The organism is Paraburkholderia tuberum STM678, from assembly GCF_902833905.1.
Taxonomy (GTDB): domain Bacteria; phylum Pseudomonadota; class Gammaproteobacteria; order Burkholderiales; family Burkholderiaceae; genus Paraburkholderia; species Paraburkholderia tuberum.
The window spans coordinates 210394-228396 of the sequence record NZ_CADFGP010000003.1 but is presented as its reverse complement, the minus strand read 5'-3'; the positions used below and the strand labels follow the sequence as shown (position 1 = coordinate 228396).

At 67.1% G+C, this 18003-nt stretch carries 12 protein-coding genes; 11 read left to right on the top strand and 1 reads right to left on the bottom strand.

The window, feature by feature from the left end; translation table 11 throughout:
* Positions 1–22: 22 nt before the first annotated feature.
* The gene (locus tag HWY30_RS03845) at positions 23–1132 is read right to left on the bottom strand and encodes a hypothetical protein (protein WP_090811533.1); all 1110 of its coding nucleotides are present in this window, start codon (positions 1130–1132) and stop codon (positions 23–25) included.
* Between the two features lie 591 nt (positions 1133–1723).
* Between HWY30_RS03845 and HWY30_RS03840 the strand changes: the two genes are divergently transcribed.
* The 11 genes from HWY30_RS03840 to HWY30_RS03790 all read left to right on the top strand — a co-directional run bounded on the left by HWY30_RS03840 (position 1724) and on the right by HWY30_RS03790 (position 17969).
* Positions 1724–2494, top strand: a complete 771-nt coding sequence (locus tag HWY30_RS03840; protein WP_090811537.1) for a Coq4 family protein — start codon at positions 1724–1726, stop codon at positions 2492–2494.
* Positions 2495–2509: 15 nt separating this feature from the next.
* Positions 2510–2839, top strand: coding sequence for an acyl carrier protein (locus HWY30_RS03835; RefSeq protein WP_090811539.1), 330 nt, complete (start codon positions 2510–2512; stop codon positions 2837–2839).
* 86 nt (positions 2840–2925) lie between these two features.
* On the top strand, positions 2926–3753 hold the full coding sequence (locus HWY30_RS03830; protein ID WP_244144773.1) for a hypothetical protein: 828 nt from the start codon (positions 2926–2928) through the stop codon (positions 3751–3753).
* A 26-nt stretch (positions 3754–3779) separates the two neighbouring features.
* Positions 3780–4862, top strand: a complete 1083-nt coding sequence (locus HWY30_RS03825; protein ID WP_090811543.1) for an SDR family oxidoreductase — start codon at positions 3780–3782, stop codon at positions 4860–4862.
* An 18-nt stretch (positions 4863–4880) separates the two neighbouring features.
* Complete coding sequence (locus HWY30_RS03820; protein ID WP_090811545.1) at positions 4881–6542, top strand: nucleotidyltransferase domain-containing protein; 1662 nt, start codon at positions 4881–4883, stop codon at positions 6540–6542.
* A 15-nt stretch (positions 6543–6557) separates the two neighbouring features.
* On the top strand, positions 6558–9302 hold the full coding sequence (locus tag HWY30_RS03815; protein WP_090811547.1) for a phosphoenolpyruvate synthase: 2745 nt from the start codon (positions 6558–6560) through the stop codon (positions 9300–9302).
* Between the two features lie 51 nt (positions 9303–9353).
* The gene (locus tag HWY30_RS03810) at positions 9354–10343 is read left to right on the top strand and encodes a fatty acid desaturase (protein ID WP_090811549.1); all 990 of its coding nucleotides are present in this window, start codon (positions 9354–9356) and stop codon (positions 10341–10343) included.
* A gap of 30 nt (positions 10344–10373) precedes the next feature.
* Complete coding sequence (locus HWY30_RS03805; RefSeq protein WP_090811550.1) at positions 10374–12044, top strand: fatty acyl-AMP ligase; 1671 nt, start codon at positions 10374–10376, stop codon at positions 12042–12044.
* A 2-nt stretch (positions 12045–12046) separates the two neighbouring features.
* Positions 12047–13150, top strand: a complete 1104-nt coding sequence (locus HWY30_RS03800) for an efflux RND transporter periplasmic adaptor subunit (protein WP_090811552.1) — start codon at positions 12047–12049, stop codon at positions 13148–13150.
* Positions 13147–16407 carry an efflux RND transporter permease subunit gene (locus HWY30_RS03795; protein WP_090811554.1) on the top strand — a complete coding sequence of 1087 codons (3261 nt, stop codon included), beginning with the start codon at positions 13147–13149 and terminating at the stop codon, positions 16405–16407. Before HWY30_RS03800 ends, HWY30_RS03795 begins: the two co-directional genes overlap by 4 nt.
* Positions 16398–17969, top strand: a complete 1572-nt coding sequence (locus tag HWY30_RS03790; protein ID WP_090811555.1) for an efflux transporter outer membrane subunit — start codon at positions 16398–16400, stop codon at positions 17967–17969. Before HWY30_RS03795 ends, HWY30_RS03790 begins: the two co-directional genes overlap by 10 nt.
* Positions 17970–18003 lie beyond the last annotated feature (34 nt).

Sequence of the window (18003 nt, the reverse complement as noted above, 5' to 3'; positions counted from 1 at the left end):
GCGAGGGCTCGCAGGAATGCGCCTAGACGGCGACGTCGATGGACAGCTTCTGGCCCGCGCGGGCCACCGTCATCTCGCTCATGAAATCGCTGAACCGATGCATCATCACCGCCGCGAGGTGCTTTGCCTTGTCCTCGCAGTCGGAGAATGCATAGAAGCCCGGACCCGCGCTGCTCATCCCCGCGTACACCGCGCCCTCGCGTTGCATCGTCTCGTCGAACTCGCGCATCACGTCGGTCCGGAAAATGCCTTCGAGCACCTTCATGTTGCTCATGCTGTTGAGTTCCCAGCCGTGCTTCAGAAACGCGAACAGGTCGTTGCGATGCAGTGCCGGCCGCAATTTCTGTTCGATGAAGTTGCGCCACGCGATGCCGTAGCGCTTCTGCCACTCGACAAAATGCGTCGGCACGAAGCCCGCCTCGGTGGTGCCGGACATGTCCGCGCCTTCGCCATGGGCGCGCAGCGCTTCGGTCGATAGCGTGTCGTAGTTGCCAACGGCGGTGGTCACCCACAGGTTTTCCGAACTCAGGTTGCCGAGAAAACGGCCGTTGCCGTGCTTCTCGTCGACCCAGACCAGACCGCCGAAGAACAGGCACGCTTCGCCGACGCCGGTCTCCAGTCCGAAATACACGTGCTCGTCATCCTTCGCGGTCTCGACGTAGTTGCGGGTGATGATTTCCCACATGTCGTGCGGCGAAAACGGAGAGCCGAACAACGCGTTCAAGCCGGCGAGCGTCGCGGTGTTGAACGAGACATTCGAGCCAAAGCCGCTGTGCTGGTGCTGGATGCTGCGCACCCGATCGACGCGGATGTCGTCACGTGCGTAGCCGACGGCTCGCTTGAACAGCTCGAGCATGTGCCGCCCGCTCGGCACGTCGCAGCCGCCCTCGCCGTTGGTCGTCTTCGTGACGGTGATCCGGTGTCCGACCGTGCTCGTCGATACGCCGAGTCCGCCGCCGCCGAAGCCGGGCGCCATTTGCATAAAGTCGAATACCGCGAAGTGAAGGCGCCCTGGCACCGAGACCTCGGCACGATCGTAGCTCGGTACCGCGTCGCGCTCCCAGTACGGCAGCACAGTCAGATTCGCACCCGGCAGGAACTGCCCCGCTTTCGCCTTCCATGCCTGATTCATTGCTCTACCTCCATCCTCGTGAGTATTCCCAAGCGATACGTTTCGCGACCATCAATACGCACCACTCACTGTTCGCGCTCCTGGCGCACGGTTCGTGCCAGGCACGCTCTTGCAGCGCGACGTGAGTCCTCGTCAGAAGCAATGACGCAAGCGGGCAGCCAGATTTCAAAGGGCAGCGCGATACATGCGCACGTTTAGATGTTTGGACGTCGGCATGCGTACCGGGCCGGTATCGAATGTCCCGCAGTCGATCTGCAACCAACAGATGCGCTTCACGTGTTGGCCCGGCACCGACATCCAGCAGGCTGCGACGGGCTCGCCCGAACGTGCGTCGGCAAATCGCAGACTCCGCTTCAATCGGCTCGATACCCGCGCGGCCTTTTGAGATCTGGGCACTTCGGTCCGTTCTTGCAGGGAATGAGGAGGACCTTCGTGCTGCCGACGCACGACTGGCATGAACCCTGCAAAAAGCATCCACAGTTGGTGGCCGGCCTGCCTCGATTCCTTCTTGCCGTAGCCGAACCCGAATCGCGAGGCACCGGTCGATTGCCACTCGTGACTCGCCCTCTTGATCTTTGCCGGGAGCCGCAGATGACAGCAACCTTGAAGGACGACGCGCTGGCGCGACGCCACATCGATTGGCCGCGGGCCTTGCGGGCGATCAAGGCGTTGAGGGCGAACGTAGACGATATTCAGCATGCCTACGAAGTGATGATCGCGCTCGACGGCGGCCAGATGGAGACGATGTACCAGCGTTTTCTCGGCGAGCCCGGCGCCGGCGCGCTGCTTGCCGAGCAGCCGTCACTGCTCGGCACGCTCGCGGATTCCGACACGCTGCTGCGCTTGACGCCGGGCTCGTTCGGCCGCGCTTACATGGCGATGATGGAGCACAGCGGCTACAGCGCCGATGGTCTGCTGCAGGCGAGCCGACTTGCCGCGGGCCTCGAAGAAATCCTCCCCGGCCCGGACCGTCAGTGGTTCATCGAGCGCACCGGCTGCATTCATGACCTGCTGCACGTGTTGACGGGCTATGGCCAGGACTGGGCCGGCGAGACCTCGCTTCTCGCGTTCGACTGCGGGCTCGAACCGATGCGTGCGCGCATCGTCGGTCTGCTCGGCACCGCGCTGACCGCGCCGTGGTGGCCGAACTTCTGGGTCCATCGTTTTCTGCGCCGCGCGTGGTTGCGCGGCAAGCGCGCGCGCATTCCCCTTTCCTACCGCTGGGAAGAAGCGTTGCAGCGGCCACTCGAAGCCGTCCGCCTGGAGCTGGCGATCGAGCCTGTCGCGCTCGCGCATCCACAGGGCATCCTGGCCGGCGGCCAGACACTGCCGTGGCGCTACGCCGCGTCGAGCAACGCGTAAACGCAAGGATCCAGCATGGCCAGCACATCGAAAAATGCGTCGACGCGCAACACCGTATTCGGCGTCGTACGCACGCAGTTACTGCGCGTCTGCCGCGAGCATCAGCGCGACTTCAACACTGAGATTCACCTCGACAGTTCGCTGATCGCCGATCTTGGCCTCGACTCGTTGTCGCTCGTCGAAGCCGTGGTCGCAATCGAGCAGGCGTTTGGCATCGAGCGTCTGCCTCTAGAAGCGTTGAACGAAGAACGCGCCGAAGCGTATTTCACGGTCGGCTCGCTAGTGGACCTGTGCATCCGGCACGCGGCGGTCCGTATAGACGCCAATGAGGGGATGCGCACATGAGCCCGCGCCTTTCGCTGGTCACCGCGCATGCGAGACGTGGCCGGTTTGCCGCCGCGGCAGCCGCTTTCGGCAACCCGCTCGGCCGCTTGCCGCTGGCGGCCGAGGCGGTGCCGATCGCCGGCGCGTTCGTCTGCTCGCTGCTGCTATACGGACGGATAGCCGGCGTCGCCATTGAACCGGGCTGGCGCTTGCTGGCCGGTCTTGCGTCGTTTTTTTTGCTGTTCGTCCAGCTTCGCCTGATCGACGACCTCGACGACCTCGAACGCGACTATCCCGCCGGGCACGCGCTGTCGGCGCGACGCGAGGCGCGACGCACACGCCTCGTCGCCAGCATCGCGGCAAGCATGATCCTGCTCGTCGCGCTGAACACCGGCATGGGGCACGCGCGAACGGCCGCCGCTGCCGCCACCGCACTGGCCTTCGCTGCGCCGTTCGTCTTCAAGCGGCTGCTCCCGACCCACCCGCTGCTGTGCCTACCCGTTTTCGAGGGCGCGCCCTTCGCCATCTTCATGTACGGCTTTTTCTTGTGGCGCGACGTTGCTGGGCGCGAACTGAGCTTCTACGTCGTGGTGTGCGTAGCGGGTTCGATGTGGACCGGCTACGAATTCTGGAAGTTCTCGCGCAAGGTCGGCACCACCGCACTGCAGCCCTATCTCCTGTCGGCGCGCGCCATTCGGGTCGCGCTGAATGCCCTGCTGATTCTGGCGCTCGGCATCAACGTGTCGCTCTCGCGCCTGGCAAGCCTGTCGCAAACGTATTCGATCTATGCCGCAACGCTGCCGCTCGTGTGGCTCGTCTGGCTGAACGCGAGTTGGCCGGGCCCCGCGAGCAGGCAGGGCCGGCCACGCTGGGCTGGCACCCGCTTCATCGTCGCCGTCGAGCTCGGACTGCTGGCCGGGCTTCTCCTCAAATGACACGCAACCCTGGATGGTCACCCACGATGGATAAGCACGTTCTCGTCACCGGTGCGCGAGGCCTGTTGGGCGCCGAAGTGATCGCCCGGCTGACGGCAATGGGGTACCCGGTCGTCGCATTCTTGCGCTCCGATGGACCGGTTGTCCGCAACGACGGCACACCGCTCGCGGCAACACCGTACGGCGGCCACACACCCGCTGCCGGAACCTTCGCATGTGTGCGGGGCGACGTCGCCGAGCCCCGGCTTGGGCTCGATCCGCACACCTACGACGCACTGCGCGCGGCAACGGGCGCGATCGTCCACTGTGCCGCGCTAACCAGCTTCGGGCGCAAGCCCGAGGTCTACGACGCGATCAACTTTCGCGGCACCGAGCGCGTCGTCGAGTTCGCGCAAGGTAGCGGCGACGCGCCGATTCCGCTGCTCTACGTGAGCACCGCCTATGTCTGCGGCGAGCGCCCCGGCGTATTCCGCGAGGACGATCTCGAACTCGGTCAGCGTCTGGGCAACCCGTATGAGCAGAGCAAGTACCGCGCGGAACAGTCGGTGCGAGCGGCGATGCGCAGCGGTCTGCCGGCGGCGGTGCTGCGCCCGTCGATCATCGTCGGCGACTCGGCGAGCGGCGTGATCCGCAAGTTCGACACGCTGTACACCGTCGTGCGCCTGACGGCCGCGGGACTCGTGCGCACGATGCCGGGCGACTACGGCGCGACGCTGAACATCGTGCCGATCGATTGGGTCGCGGACTGCGTCGTCGAAGCGCTGGCGAAGTTTCCGCTCGTGCGCGGACGCACGCTGCATCTGACCTCGGGCACCCCGACGACGCTGCGCGAAATCAATGACGTCTGCGCGGAGTTTCCCTCGTTTCACGTGCCTCGCTATGTGCCGCGGCATGTGTTCGACGCCGCCGCGATGAAACCGCTCGAGCGGCGCTACTACGACGAGGTCGTGAAACTGTACGAGTCGTACCTGACTCGCCAGGTGCGCTTTGCACGCGACGCGACCGCCGCGATCCTGCCGGCCCTGCCTCGCGCGACGGGCAAAACGCTGCTGCGCAGGATCTTTCGTTACGGGATCGCGGCGGGCTACTTCGTGCCGCGCACGGCTTGACGCTCAGGGAGCCTAACCATGTTGATGACTGATCCGATGCTCGCCGAGCTCTGGCAAAAAGCGCGGGCCGCGCTCGGCGCCCAGTTCGAACAGCGGGCACCGAGCGCCGTGTTTCTCGAAGGCTCGATCGCCGAAGGCTTCGGCAACGAGCGCTCCGACGTCGACTTCGTCGCGATCGTCGATAGCGGGCTAGAGCCAGCCACGATGCCGTACATCCTGTTCATCGACGGCCGCCGCGTCGAGGTCAGGTTGCTGAGTCCGGCGCGGCTGCGCCGCGAACTCGCGCAGGTTCGCGCAGCGCTCGGCAAAGGCCGGCGCGCGGTCGCGCGTCTGTCGTGGAATCTGCTCGAACGGTGCCAGCGCTTTATCGGCGCGCTGCCGATCGACAACCCGGCGTTGATCGAGACGCTGCAAGCGGCGCTTGGCCGCGAGGCGCTGTGCGAGGCGGTGGCGCTGTGGTTCGAGGATTTCGCGCGTCAGACCGGCCGTTATGCGGTGGCGATGTTCGCGCTCGGCGAGCCCGACTACGCACGCGCCTGGATCAGGACCGCCGCGTTTCATGCGGCGAAGAGTCACGTGGCGCGCCTCGGCGAGTGCTACATGAGCCCGAAATGGCTGTCGCTGCAACTCGAACGCGCGGCCGTCGACGCCGGCCGCGTCGGCCGTCTGTGGGGCCTGCTGCACGCGCCGCGCGAGCATGGCGCCGAAAGCGGGTTCCTCGCGGCGGGGGTCGCGCTGATCCGCGAGTTCGGCGTCAACGGTGTGAGCCTCATGGCCGACAACGTGCTGATTGGCCCCGGCAAGGACACGACGACCTGGCAGATCGGCGAACGGGTCCACGTGCTGCGAGGTAGCGACGTCTTTGCGCTCGACGACGAAGCGGCCGAGGCCTGGCGAGCGATCACCTTCGACACGCCATGCACGGCCATCGCCAGCCGTGGCGACGCGCAAGCGGCGAGCCGGCAGCGCGCGCTGATCGCGGACTTCAGCCGGCTGGGTCTCGTCAGCCTGCGCTGGAAGGGCAGCGGAGAAATCCACGCACGTCAGCAGGCGACGTCGACGCCGGTGTCGCGCGCGCCGTTGATTTCGATCGACGGCGCGCGCCTCGCGGGCGGCCGCGCGAGCGGTGCCCAGTTGCTGCCGATGCCCGCCGGGCGCTTCGCCGAAGCGGGTCTCGAGATGATCTGGGCCAACATCGGTCTCGAGAACGCGCGAGAGGATGCCCAGGGCGCACTCCAGCGCGGCCAATGGAAGGTGCTCGAGTACGCGCTGCAACGGATGATGCAGACCGCCTGCATGGTCACGCTCGGCGCGCATGGCGTGACGCCGCAGTCGACGATGGAAGAAGCGACGCTCGACGCGATCCGGCTGCTGCCGCTCGATGCGGCGCTGATCGACGGCATCCGCGAACTCGAACAGTGCTCGATCGGATCGGCTCGCGATGCACAGCGTTACGTCGCGCTCGCCGATGAACTCGCGCAGCGTCTGCGCGACCTCGGCGGCGACCCGCGGTTTCCGGCGAGCTTCGATACGGCGTCGGGCTGGCGCGGAACGATCCACGCCGCCTACGACTGGATCAACCTCGGCGCGCATCTGCACGCGCGCTTCCCGCAGACCGCTCACGGCGGGCGCGGTACAGCCGAGGAAGCAAGAGACCTGCTCGCTTCGTCGAGCACCTGAGCAACGGGGACCTCAATGACTTTCGACACCATTACGCGCGCACGCGGCGAATTCGAATCGGCCGACAGCTGCGCCGCCCCGACAGCATCGCCACGCCTGATCCTGACCGCGGCGAGTCCGGCCGAAATGATCGAGCGGCTCGCCGGCAACAAGGGACGATCGCTCCATCGGCTTGCGAACCTCGGCGTGGCGGTGCCGCACTGGGCGATTCTCGGCACCGACTGCTTCGCGGAGTTCCGCCGCGACGGCGGCCTCGATCAGACCATCGCCGCGCTATTGCGCGACTTCACGCCTGCGAACGCCGCCGCGATCGCGAGCGCGATCCGCGAGGCCGTGCTGACGTGCGACATCAGCGCCGCGTTGCGCACCGACATCGAACGCGCGCACGACATCATTGGAGACGGACCGCTCGCGGTGCGCTCGTCCGGCATCGAAGAAGACAGCGCGAGCTTCTCGTTCGCAGGCCAGTTCGACACGTTCCTCGACGTCCGCGGGCTCGACTCGACGCTCGAACACGTACGCCGGTGCTGGGCTTCCGCGTATTCCGAGCGCTCGCTGCGCTACCGGCATCAGCACGGACTCGATATCGCCGGCGCCGGAATGGCCGTGATCCTGCAGCGCCTCGTTCAGGCGGACACGAGCGGCGTCGTGTTCACGATCAACCCGGCCAACGGCAGCCGCGACGAGCTCGTGCTGAGCGCCGTCTACGGGCTCGGCGAGGGACTCGTGTCGGGCGCGGTCGACGCCGACACGATCACCGTGGATCGCCACACCGGACAGCCCAGGCAGGTGGTGATCGGTGAAAAACGCGAGCGTCATGACGGCCGCCACATCCGCGAGGTGCCGGCCGCGCTGCGCGACGCAGCGGCCCTCTCTAACGACGAGATCGAGCGCGTCGTGGCGGCGGCCCGCACGCTCGAAAGCGAGCTCGGCGAGCCGCTCGATATCGAATGGTGTATCGCGGAGCACCAGCTGTGGATTCTGCAGGCGCGCCCCGTGACCACGCCGATCGCACCGGCCCCATCGCGGACCGGCGAATTTCAGCTGTGGGACAACTCCAACATCGTCGAGAACTATCCCGGCGTGACGACGCAACTGACCTTCACCTTCGCGCAGCACGTCTATGCGCAGGTGTTCCGCGAGTTCTGCCGGCTGCTCGCGATTCCGCACAAGCAGCGGCGCGAGATGGATGGCTTCCTCGGCTCGACGCTCGCGTTCCTGAACGGGCGCGTGTACTACAACCTGCTGCACTGGTACAAGCTTTCCGGGCTCGCGCCGTTCCAAAACCTTGGGCGCAAGATGATGGAAGTCCAGATGGGCGTCGACGAGCCGCTCGATCTGGCGAGCTTCGCCGCGCTGATCGCGCCGTACAAGACCGGCTCGCGCGCCGGACTCGCCTGCATCCGGGCCTTGAGCGGCACGAAGTTCGCGTGGCACTTCGCGCGTCTCGAGCGCAACGTCGAGCGCTTCCGCGCGTTTTTCTATCCGGTCTACGACGAGTTCAACGCGCTCGACTATCGCTCGCTTCCCGCCGACGCCGTCTATGCGCACTACTGCCGCTTCGAGCAGGCGCTGCTAGCACGCTGGGGCATGATGATCGTGCTCGAGTCGGCGATCGGGCTCAGTTACGGCGTCGTCCGGCGGCTGATCAAGCGGTGGATGCCCGGTGCGCCCGACTGGCTCGAAGTGGCGGTGATCGGCGGCATGGACGACCTCGAGTCGATCGAGCCGGTCCGCAGGCTGAGCGCGATTGCGCAAGCCGTGCGGGCGAAGCCTCAGGTCGAAGCGCTGATCCGCAGCACGCCGTCTGCCGTTGCGTATGCGGCGCTGCGCGGATGCGGCGCGCCCGAGATCGTCGCCGACATCGAGCGCTACCTCGCCGACTTCGCGTACCGCAGCAACAACGAACTGAAGCTCGAAGAGCCCGATCTGCGCGAAGACCCGGGCGTGCTGTTCGATATGTTGAAGGCCACGCTCGCGCATGGTGCCGCGTCGATCGATCGCAGCGCCACCGAAGCGCGCATCGACGCGATGTTGCGTGAGCGGCTCAATCCGCTGCAGCGCTGGATTTTTGCACGCGCGCGCGGCCGCGTGCGCGCCGCGATCCGGGCGCGCGAGACCGTGCGCTTTTGCCGTTCGCGCGCGTTCGGGGTCGCGCGCCGGATGTTCCGCGCAATCGGCGAGGGTCTCGCCGCCGACGGCGTGCTGGCGACGGGCCGCGACATCTTCCATCTGCGCCTCGAGGAAATTCGCGGGTGCTTCGAAGGCACCGTCTCCCACCGCGAACTGCGCCCGCTCATCGAGCAGCGCAAGCGCGACGATGCCAGCTATCGCGACATGGCTGACCTGCCGCCACGCTTCGTCACGCATGGCCCAGTGGCGGCCTGGCTCAGCAACCCGGCGAACCTCGCCGCGTTGCGCGTGGCGCCTGCCCACGCGGCCGGCGCGACGCTGCGCGGCACGCCCTGCTCGCCGGGCTTCGCCGAAGGACGGGCGAAGGTCGTGCGCGAAGCGAACGAGTTCGACGGCGGCATCCTCGTCACCTATCGGACCGACCCCGGCTGGGTGCCCGTATTCGCGTCGGCGACCGGGCTGCTGATCGAGCGTGGCAGTCCGTTGACCCACGCCGCGATCGTCGCCCGCGAAATCGGCATCCCGACCGTCGTCCAGATTCCGGGCCTCACCACGCGCGTGCAGTCGGGCATGCAGCTCAAGGTCGATGGCCATAGCGGCGTGATCGAACTGCCCGAGCCGACCTGACATGAATTGACCGCCCGTTGACCACTGAAACCGCCCCTGAAGGAAGCCACCATGTACCGCCTGCTCAACGATCGTCGCGACCTGCCGCATCTGCGGCTCTACCTCCAGTGCGCGCTGATATTCATTCCCGCCGCAGCCGTGCTGTTTGGGCTCGGCCGCTTTCCCTGGTGGCTGGGCGTTGCATACGTGCTCGTCTGGAACGCGTTCGGAGACCGTTTCACGATGAGCTACCACTGCACGCTGCATCGGCGGCTCTTCAGGAAGCAGTACCGGGCGCTCGAGATCCTGCTCGACTGGGTGCTGTGTCCGTTCTTCGGTCAGACGCCGGGCACGTTCTATGTCCATCACATGGGCATGCATCACATCGACGACAACCTGCCACGCGACCTGAGCTCCACGATGCGGTTTCAGCGCGATAGCGTCATCGGCTTTCTGCACTACTACCTGCGCTTCGCCGCGCTGGTGCCGCTCGATCTGTCCGTCTATCTGTGGCGCTCGCGCAATACGAAGCTGATCAGGCAACTGCTCGTGGGTGAGGTCGCGTTCTACGCGGCGGTTGCCGCCGCCGCGTACTGGAACCTGCGGGCGACGCTCGTCGTGTTCGTGTTTCCGTTCGTGTTCGTGCGGCTGATGATGATGATCGGCAACTGGGTCCAGCACGCGTTCATCGACCCCGATCAGCCTGACAACCCGTACACGAGCAGCACCAATACGATCGACTCGCGTTTCAATGCGCGCGTCTTCAACGCCGGTTATCACATCTACCACCACGTCCGCAAAGGCACGCACTTCAGCGAGCTCACGAAGGAATTCGCGGCGAACCTCGAGAAGTACGGTCGCGAGGACGCGGTCGTGTTCGATCGCATCGACATCGCGCAGATCTGGCTGCTGCTCGTCACGCGCCAGCACCGCAAGCTCGCCGCGCATTTCGTGCGCTTGCCGGGCGCGCCGGTGCGCAGCGACGACGAGGTGATCGCGCTGCTGCGTCGCCGTCTGCAGCCGATCCGCGACTGGACGCCCGCTGCTTCGCTCGATCATTGAATCTCGATTACCTGACCGGGACCCGTCACCATGAACCAGACGCTAGTCGATGCCGTTGCAGCGCTGCCGCGCGGCGACGCTCGAGGCCTTCGCTTCGTCTCCACGCACGGCGACGAGCACTACTATCCTTACGAGGCGCTCGAACGCGAGGCGCGCAACCACGCGAAAAAGCTCGTGGCACTGGGGCTGAACAAGGGCGACCGCATTGCGCTCGTGGTCCTCGACCCGGAAGCGTTCATCCTGAGCTTCCTCGGCGCCTCGTTCGCCGGTCTCGTCCCGGTACCGATATTTCCGCGCGGAAGCCTGAACTTCAGGACCCGCACACGTTACGCCGAAACCGTCAGTCACATCGTGCGCTCGGCAGGCGCCCGGATGCTGCTCACGTCGAACTCGACAAGGGAGACCATCGAGGACGTGCTCGCCGTCGACACCGGTCTCGAACGTATCGTGACCATTGAAGCGCTGCTCGACGGCGAGCCGCCCGCGTGCGATTTGCCCACGCTGCATCCCGATGACCTGTGCTTCCTGCAATACACGTCGGGCAGCACGTCGCTGCCGAAAGGCGTGATGGTCACGCATCGCAATCTGGTCGCGAATGCGACAGCGTTCCTCGGACCCCGCGGCATCGATCTGCGCGAGCAGGACGTCTATGTCAGTTGGCTGCCGCTGCACCACGACATGGGGCTCATCAGCGTGCTCGGCGCGCTGATCTGCGACTTGCCGTGCGTGCTGCTGGCAACCGAAGCGTTCGTGCGCCGGCCCGGCCTCTGGATGGAGGCGATCACGAAATACCGCGGCACCATCAGCTTCGCGCCGAACTTCGCGTACGCGCTCGCCGCTCGCCGTAGCCGCGACCAGGACCTCGAAGGCCTCGATCTGCGGCGGCTGCGCGTCGCCGGCTGCGGTGCCGAGCCGATCAACGCGCAAGCGCTGCGCCAGTTCTGCGCGCGCTTCGAGCCGGCCGGTTTTCGTGCCGAAGCGCTGCTGCCGTGCTACGGGATGGCCGAAGCAACCCTCGCGATCACCTTTCACGACCACGGCCAGCCGCTCGTTACCGACGTCGTCTATGCGGCCGCGCTGGGGCTTGGTCGAGCGATACCGGCTGCGCGTGATAACGGCTTACGCACGATCGAACTGGTCGGCTGCGGCCATTGCTTTCCCGGCCACGAGTTGCGGATCGTCGACGAATCCGGGCGCGCGTTGCCCGAACGCTGTGTCGGCGAAATCGTCACGCGCGGGCCCAGCATCACCGTGGGCTATTACGGCCAGGCCGACGCGAGCGCCGACGCGTACCGCGACGGCTGGCTGCAGACCGGCGATCTCGGCTACCTCGCCGGCGACCAGCTCTATATCTGCGGCCGCAGCAAGGACCTGATCGTCATTCACGGCTCGAACCTCTATCCGCAGGACATCGAATGGGCGGTGGCCGAGTTGCCGAGCGTGCAAAGCCGCGGTGTCATCGCGTTCAGCGTGATGCGCGACGGCGACGAGACACTGGTCGTCTGTGCCGAGGGCAAGCCGGCGGAGGCCACGGCGCTGCGGCGTGCGATCGCGCAGAAGGTCGCCGAATGCGCGGGCCTGCAGGTCGGTCACGTTGCGATCGTGCAGGCGGGCAGCTTGCCGCGGACCTCCAGCGGCAAGGTACAGCGCCGCCGAACCAAGGCACAGTTCGAAGCCGGCGAGCTGGAGGAACACTCGTGAGCATGCGCTGGCGCGAGATCATGCTGACGCTGTCGGGCGCGCTCACGCTCGCCGCCTGTCACGCGAAAGACGCCGAGGTGACACTGCCGCGCCCGGTCATCGCCGTGGTCGTGCATCGGGACAGCAAGCCCGTGCTCGCGACGCTGCCAGGCGAAGTCAACGCACGCTATGCGACGCCGCTGTCGTTTCGCATCGCGGGCAAGCTGATCGAGCGGAAGGTGCGGCTCGGCGATACGGTCACGGCCGGCCAGGCGATCGCGCGGCTCGATGCCGACGACGCGCAACGCAGCCTCGCGAGCGCGCAGGCCCAATTGATGGCGGCGCAGCATCGGCTCACCTTCGCCGAGCAGCAACTCGATCGCGACCGGGCGCAGGCGCAGGAACAGCTGATCTCGACAGCGCAGCTCGAGCAGACCCAGGATGCGTATGTGGCGGCCGCCGCGCAGCGCGATCAGGCGCTACAACAGTTCGCGCTGCTGCAGAATCAGACGCAGTACACGGTCCTCACGGCGGACCATGCCGGCGTCATCACCGCCGAAGACGCCGATACCGGGCAGAACGTCGCGGCGGGACAAGCGGTCTACCATCTCGCCTGGTCCGGCGAGGTCGATATTCTCTGCGACGTGCCCGAGAGTCTGCTGAACGCGCTGGCGATCGGCAGCTCGGCCAGCGTCTCGCTGCCGGCCGCCACGGGCAGACGCTTCACGGCACACGTGCGGGAGCTGTCGCCGGCCGCGGACCCCGGCAGCCGCACCTATCGCGCGAAACTGACGCTCGATGCGCCAGGCCCCGAGGTCCGCCTCGGCATGACGGCCACCGTCACGTTCGCCGCGGCCGGCGAGGCGCAAGCGGACGACCCGATCACGCTGCCCGCCAGCGCGCTCTTTCACGACGGCAACGCGCCGGCCGTCTGGGTCGTTCGGCCGGGCGACCAGGCGCTGGAACTGCGCCGGGTCCAGGTTGGCCGCTACGACGACCGCACGATCTCGGTCGCGCGAGGCCTCAACGACGGCGAGCGCGTCGTGCTGCAAGGGGTGCATACCGTCAGCGCCGGCGAAACCGTGCGGGCGATAGCGCCGTTGCATCCCGAGGACTTCGCGTCATGAGAGCGCCGTTCGGCCAGGGGCCCGACGGCGCGGGTGGACCCGGTGGACCCGGTGGACCCGGTGGAGCGGGCGGACCGAGGCGGCCGGCAGCGGACGATAGCGGCCGCTTCAATCTGTCCGCGTGGGCGATCCGTAACCAGGCGCTGGTCATCTTCGCCGTCGTGCTCGCAACGCTGTTCGGCGGGCTCGCCTATGCCCGGCTCGGACAATCCGAGGATCCGCCGTTCACGTTCCGCGCGATGGTGATCCGGACCTTCTGGCCCGGCGCGACCGCACGCCAGGTCGAGGAACAGGTGACCGACCGGATCGGCCGCAAGCTCCAGGAAACGCCTCATCTCGACTATCTGCGCAGCTACTCGCGTCCCGGCGAATCGCTGATCGTCTTTACGATGAAAGACTCCGCGCCGGTGAACGAAGTGCGCGAGACGTGGTACCAGGTACGCAAGAAAATGGCCGACATCGCGGATACGCTTCCGCCCGGCGTGCGGGGGCCGTACTTCGACGACGAGTTCGGCGACGTCTACACGAACATCTATACGCTCGCCGGCGACGGGTTCTCGCCGGCGCAATTGCACGACTATGCCGACGAACTGCGCGGCGTGCTGCTGCGCGTGCCCGGGGTCGCGAAAGTCGATTATTTCGGCGACCCCGACGAGCACATCACGATCGAGATTCCCAACGCGCAATTGACCCGGCTCAGTATCACGCCGCAACAGCTCGCGCGGGCGATCAACGCGCAAAACGCGGTCACGCCGAGCGGCACGCTGACCACCGCGTTCGACCGCGTGTACGTGCGTCCGAGCGGCCAGTTCACCGACCTGAAGGCGATGGGCGACACGCTGATCGACATCAATCACCGCCTGGTTCGTCTCGGTGACATTGCCTCGATCAGGCGCGGCTACGACGATCCGCCGGTCTCGCAGGTTCGCACCGGCGGCCGCGCGGTGCTCGCCATCGGCATCACGATGCAGACTGGCGGCGATGTGATTCAGCTCGGCAAGCGGCTCGATGCGCAGACAGCGGAATTGCGTGCGCGTCTGCCCGCGGGGCTCGAACTCGTCGAGGTGTCGAGCATGCCGCACGCGGTCTCGCATTCGGTCAACGGTTTTCTGCGGGCCGCCGCCGAAGCGATCGTGATCGTGCTGGCCGTGAGCCTCATCTCACTGGGCTGGCGCGCCGGCGTGGTGGTGGCGATCTCGATCCCCGTCGTGCTCGCGGTCACCGCGCTATGCATGAACGGCTTCGACATCGGCCTGCACAAGATCTCGCTCGGCACGCTGGTCCTCGCGCTGGGCCTGCTCGTCGACGATGCGATCATCGCGGTCGAGATGATGGCCGTGAAGCTCGAGCAGGGCTGGGGCCGCGCGAGGGCCGCGGCGTTCGCCTACAGCAGTACCGCATTTCCGATGCTGACGGGAACCCTCGTCACGGTGGCGGGATTCCTGCCGATCGCGCTGGCGAAATCGGCCACCGGCGAATACACGCGCTCGATCTTTCAGGTGTCCGCGATTGCGCTGATCGCTTCGTGGTTCGCGGCGGTCATGCTGATTCCGTTGCTCGGCTATCACCTGCTACCCGAACGCAAGGACACCGCACGCGAGACGCCTCGGCGCGCGCTTCGCAAGCTCCGCCGGCGCGCCGACGCGCAGACGCGCCGGAGCCCGGTGGCGGCGCCGCGCGCCAGCCGCTTTCATGACCGCCTGCGCGACTGCATCGCGTGGTGCGTGAAGCGGCGCCTCGTCGTGCTCGGCGTCACGGCCGCCTTGTTCGTTGCCGCGTTGGCCGGCTTCGCGTTCGTGCCGCAACAGTTCTTCCCGAGCTCCGAACGGCCCGAACTGCTCGTCGACATGCGGCTGCCCGAAGGCGCGTCGTTCGAAGCGACGCTGCGCGAAGCCGCGCGCCTCGAAAAGACGCTGGCCGGCCGGCCCGAGATCGATCATCTGGTCGACTTCGTCGGCGCGGGCGCCCCCCGCTTCTACCTGCCGCTCGACGTGCAGTTGCCCCAGCCCAACTTCGCGCAGCTCGTGATCACCGCGAAGTCCGTCGACGACCGCGCAAAGCTCGAACGCTGGCTCGCGAGCACGCTGCAAAACAGCTTTCCCGCCGTGCGCGCGCGCGTTTCGCCGCTCCAGACGGGCCCCTCGGTCGGCTATCCAGTGCAGTTTCGCGTCAGCGGAAGCGACCTCGCCACCGTGCGGGAGATCGCGGAAAAGGTCGCGGCGACGATGAAAGCCGATGCCCGCACAACGGGCGTCCATTTCGACTGGGACGAACCCGGCGAACGCTCGGTGCGCTTCGAGATCGACCAGCAGAAGGCGCGCGAGCTCGGCGTCACCTCGGAAGACGTGGCGAGCTTCCTCGCAATGACGCTGTCGGGCTATACGTTCACGCAGTACCGGGTCCGCGACCGCTCGATCAGTGTCGATCTGCGTGCGCCCCGGCGCGAGCGGGTCGACCCCGACGAGATCGTGAACCTCGCGATGCCGACGCCGAACGGCCCGGTGCCGCTCGGCGCGCTCGCCCACCTCAACAACGAACTCGAATACGCGGTGATCTGGGACCGCGACCGTCAACCGACGATCACGGTCCAGGCCGACGTGCGCGGCAACGCGTTGGATATCGACGTGACCCAGGCGATCGATCGGACGCTCGCGCCGCTACGCGCATCGCTGCCGATCGGCTACCGGATCGAGACCGGCGGCGCCGGCGAGATCAGCGGCAAGGCGCAGGCGTCGGTGATCGCGCAGCTTCCGCTGATGCTCGTCGTGGTGCTGACGCTGCTGATGATTCAACTGCGCAGCTTCGTGCGCGTGCTGATGGTCGTGCTCACCGCGCCGCTGGGGCTCATCGGCGTGGTCGCCGCACTGCTGCTGTTCGGCAAGCCGTTCGGCTTCGTGGCGATGCTCGGCGTCATTGCGATGTCCGGCATCATCATGCGCAACTCGGTGATTCTGGTCGATCAGATCGAACGCAATATCGCCGCGGGCCAGGGGCGCTTCGATGCGATCGTCGGTGCCACGGTCCGGCGCTTCCGCCCGATCATGCTGACCGCCGCGGCGGCCGTGCTCGCGCTGATCCCGCTGCTGCATTCGGCCTTCTTCGGACCGATGGCGACCGCACTGATGGGCGGCATCACGGGCGCCACGGTGTTGACGCTGTTCTTCGTTCCCGCGCTGTACGCGACCGCGTTCAAGGTGCGGCACTTCGAACGCGGTGTGCGAACCGCGACCCTGACAATCGAATCTACGTGGAGCTGATCGTGGGCACAGACTGCAACCCCGTCGACGGGCCGGCGCTCGCGAGCGCGCCGCATTTCGCCGGCGCGCCGGGTCGAACGCGGGCAGCGGCGATCCATGGTTGGCGCGCGGCGTTCGGCGCGGCCGCGACGATCGCGCTTGGCGCATGCTCGTTCGGTCCGGGCGGCGAGCCGCCCGCGATGCCCTCTCCCGCCCATTACGGCGTCGAGCCTCAGCCCGCGCAAACGGTCGCCGCGCTCGGTGTCGCGCAGCACTTCACCACCGGCGCGCAGCCTGTGCCGCAATGGTGGCGGCTGTTCGAATCGACAGCGTTGAATGACCTCGTCGAAGAAGGTTTGCGCAACAGCCCGACGCTCGCTGCCGCCGACAAGCACCTGGCCGCCGCGCACGAACAACTGCGGGCGCAGATCGGCGCCTCGCTGCTGCCGTCGGTCGATCTGGTGGGGCAGGCCTCGCGCGGGCGCGATCTCGGCATTCCGGTCCCCGGCGGCCCGAATACGCTGCTTTACAACGAGTTCATCGGCGTAGTCCAGGCGCAATATACGTTCGACCTGTTCGGCGCGGTGCGTAAAGCCAACGCGGCCCGATCAGCGCGTGTCGAGATCGACGCGTATCAACGCGAAGCCGCGCGCCGCGCACTGGCCACCAACATCGTCACGGCGACGATCGGGGCGGCGATGTTGCGCGCCGAGATCGACGCGACCGAGCGATTGATCGCGCTTGCGGGCGATCAGGCTCACGATACCGAACGGCATTACGAACTCGGATCGCTGACGCGCGGCGACGTGTCGACTGCGCGGCAAAGCATCGCCGCGCTCGAGGTCAGCGTGGCCGATCTGCGGCAACGGCTGACGGTGACGAGACATGCGCTTGCGGTGCTGCTCGGCCGCACGCCCGACGCGGCGCCGCCCGAGCCAGAGCTGGCAAACCTGCACTTGCCGCAGGACCTGCCCGTCGTGCTGCCATCGGACCTGTTGCGCGCGCGGCCCGATATCGCGGCCGCCGAGGCGGCGCTGAAGGCCGCCGCAGACGACGTCGGCGTCGCGACGGCACAGCTGTTTCCGAGCCTGACGCTGAACGCCTCGATGGGACAAGGCGGCTTCAACTGGCCGCTCGCGCTGTCGGGCGCAGGCGCGATCTGGAGCATCGCCGCGACGATGTCGCAGGCGCTTTTTCATGGCGGCGCGCTCGTCGCACAGCGGCGCGCGGCAATCGACACCTACGAGGCCGCCGTGTTCGAGTACAAGCAGACCGTGCTGGCGGCGTTCGAAAACGTCGCGGACACGCTTGCGTCGCTCGAACACGACGCGCAGGCGCTCGACGCCGCGAGCAGCGCTGCCCGTGAGGCACGCGAGTCGTTCGACGATGCCACGTCACGTCACCGGCTCGGCGCGCTGCCCGCTGCATCCGCCCGCGGCGGCGAGCAGCAGTACGAAGCAGCGAGGCTCGAAGAAATCCGCCTGATCGGCCGGCGCCTGGCCGATACGGCGACGCTGTTTCAGGCGATGGGCGAGCTGCCGACGGGCAGCAGCCAGACACCTGACCATCTGGCCGGCAAGTGATCGGCCCGCCGCTGCCGACGGCGCCCGCTTGCGT

Coding starts and splice junctions, on each gene's coding strand:
- HWY30_RS03845 (WP_090811533.1), bottom strand. CDS start 1,132: ATGAATCAGGCATGGAAGGCGAAAGCGGGGCAGTTCCTGCCGGGTGCG.
- HWY30_RS03840 (WP_090811537.1), top strand. CDS start 1,724: ATGACAGCAACCTTGAAGGACGACGCGCTGGCGCGACGCCACATCGAT.
- HWY30_RS03835 (WP_090811539.1), top strand. CDS start 2,510: ATGGCCAGCACATCGAAAAATGCGTCGACGCGCAACACCGTATTCGGC.
- HWY30_RS03825 (WP_090811543.1), top strand. CDS start 3,780: ATGGATAAGCACGTTCTCGTCACCGGTGCGCGAGGCCTGTTGGGCGCC.
- HWY30_RS03820 (WP_090811545.1), top strand. CDS start 4,881: ATGTTGATGACTGATCCGATGCTCGCCGAGCTCTGGCAAAAAGCGCGG.
- HWY30_RS03815 (WP_090811547.1), top strand. CDS start 6,558: ATGACTTTCGACACCATTACGCGCGCACGCGGCGAATTCGAATCGGCC.
- HWY30_RS03810 (WP_090811549.1), top strand. CDS start 9,354: ATGTACCGCCTGCTCAACGATCGTCGCGACCTGCCGCATCTGCGGCTC.
- HWY30_RS03805 (WP_090811550.1), top strand. CDS start 10,374: ATGAACCAGACGCTAGTCGATGCCGTTGCAGCGCTGCCGCGCGGCGAC.
- HWY30_RS03800 (WP_090811552.1), top strand. CDS start 12,047: ATGCGCTGGCGCGAGATCATGCTGACGCTGTCGGGCGCGCTCACGCTC.
- HWY30_RS03795 (WP_090811554.1), top strand. CDS start 13,147: ATGAGAGCGCCGTTCGGCCAGGGGCCCGACGGCGCGGGTGGACCCGGT.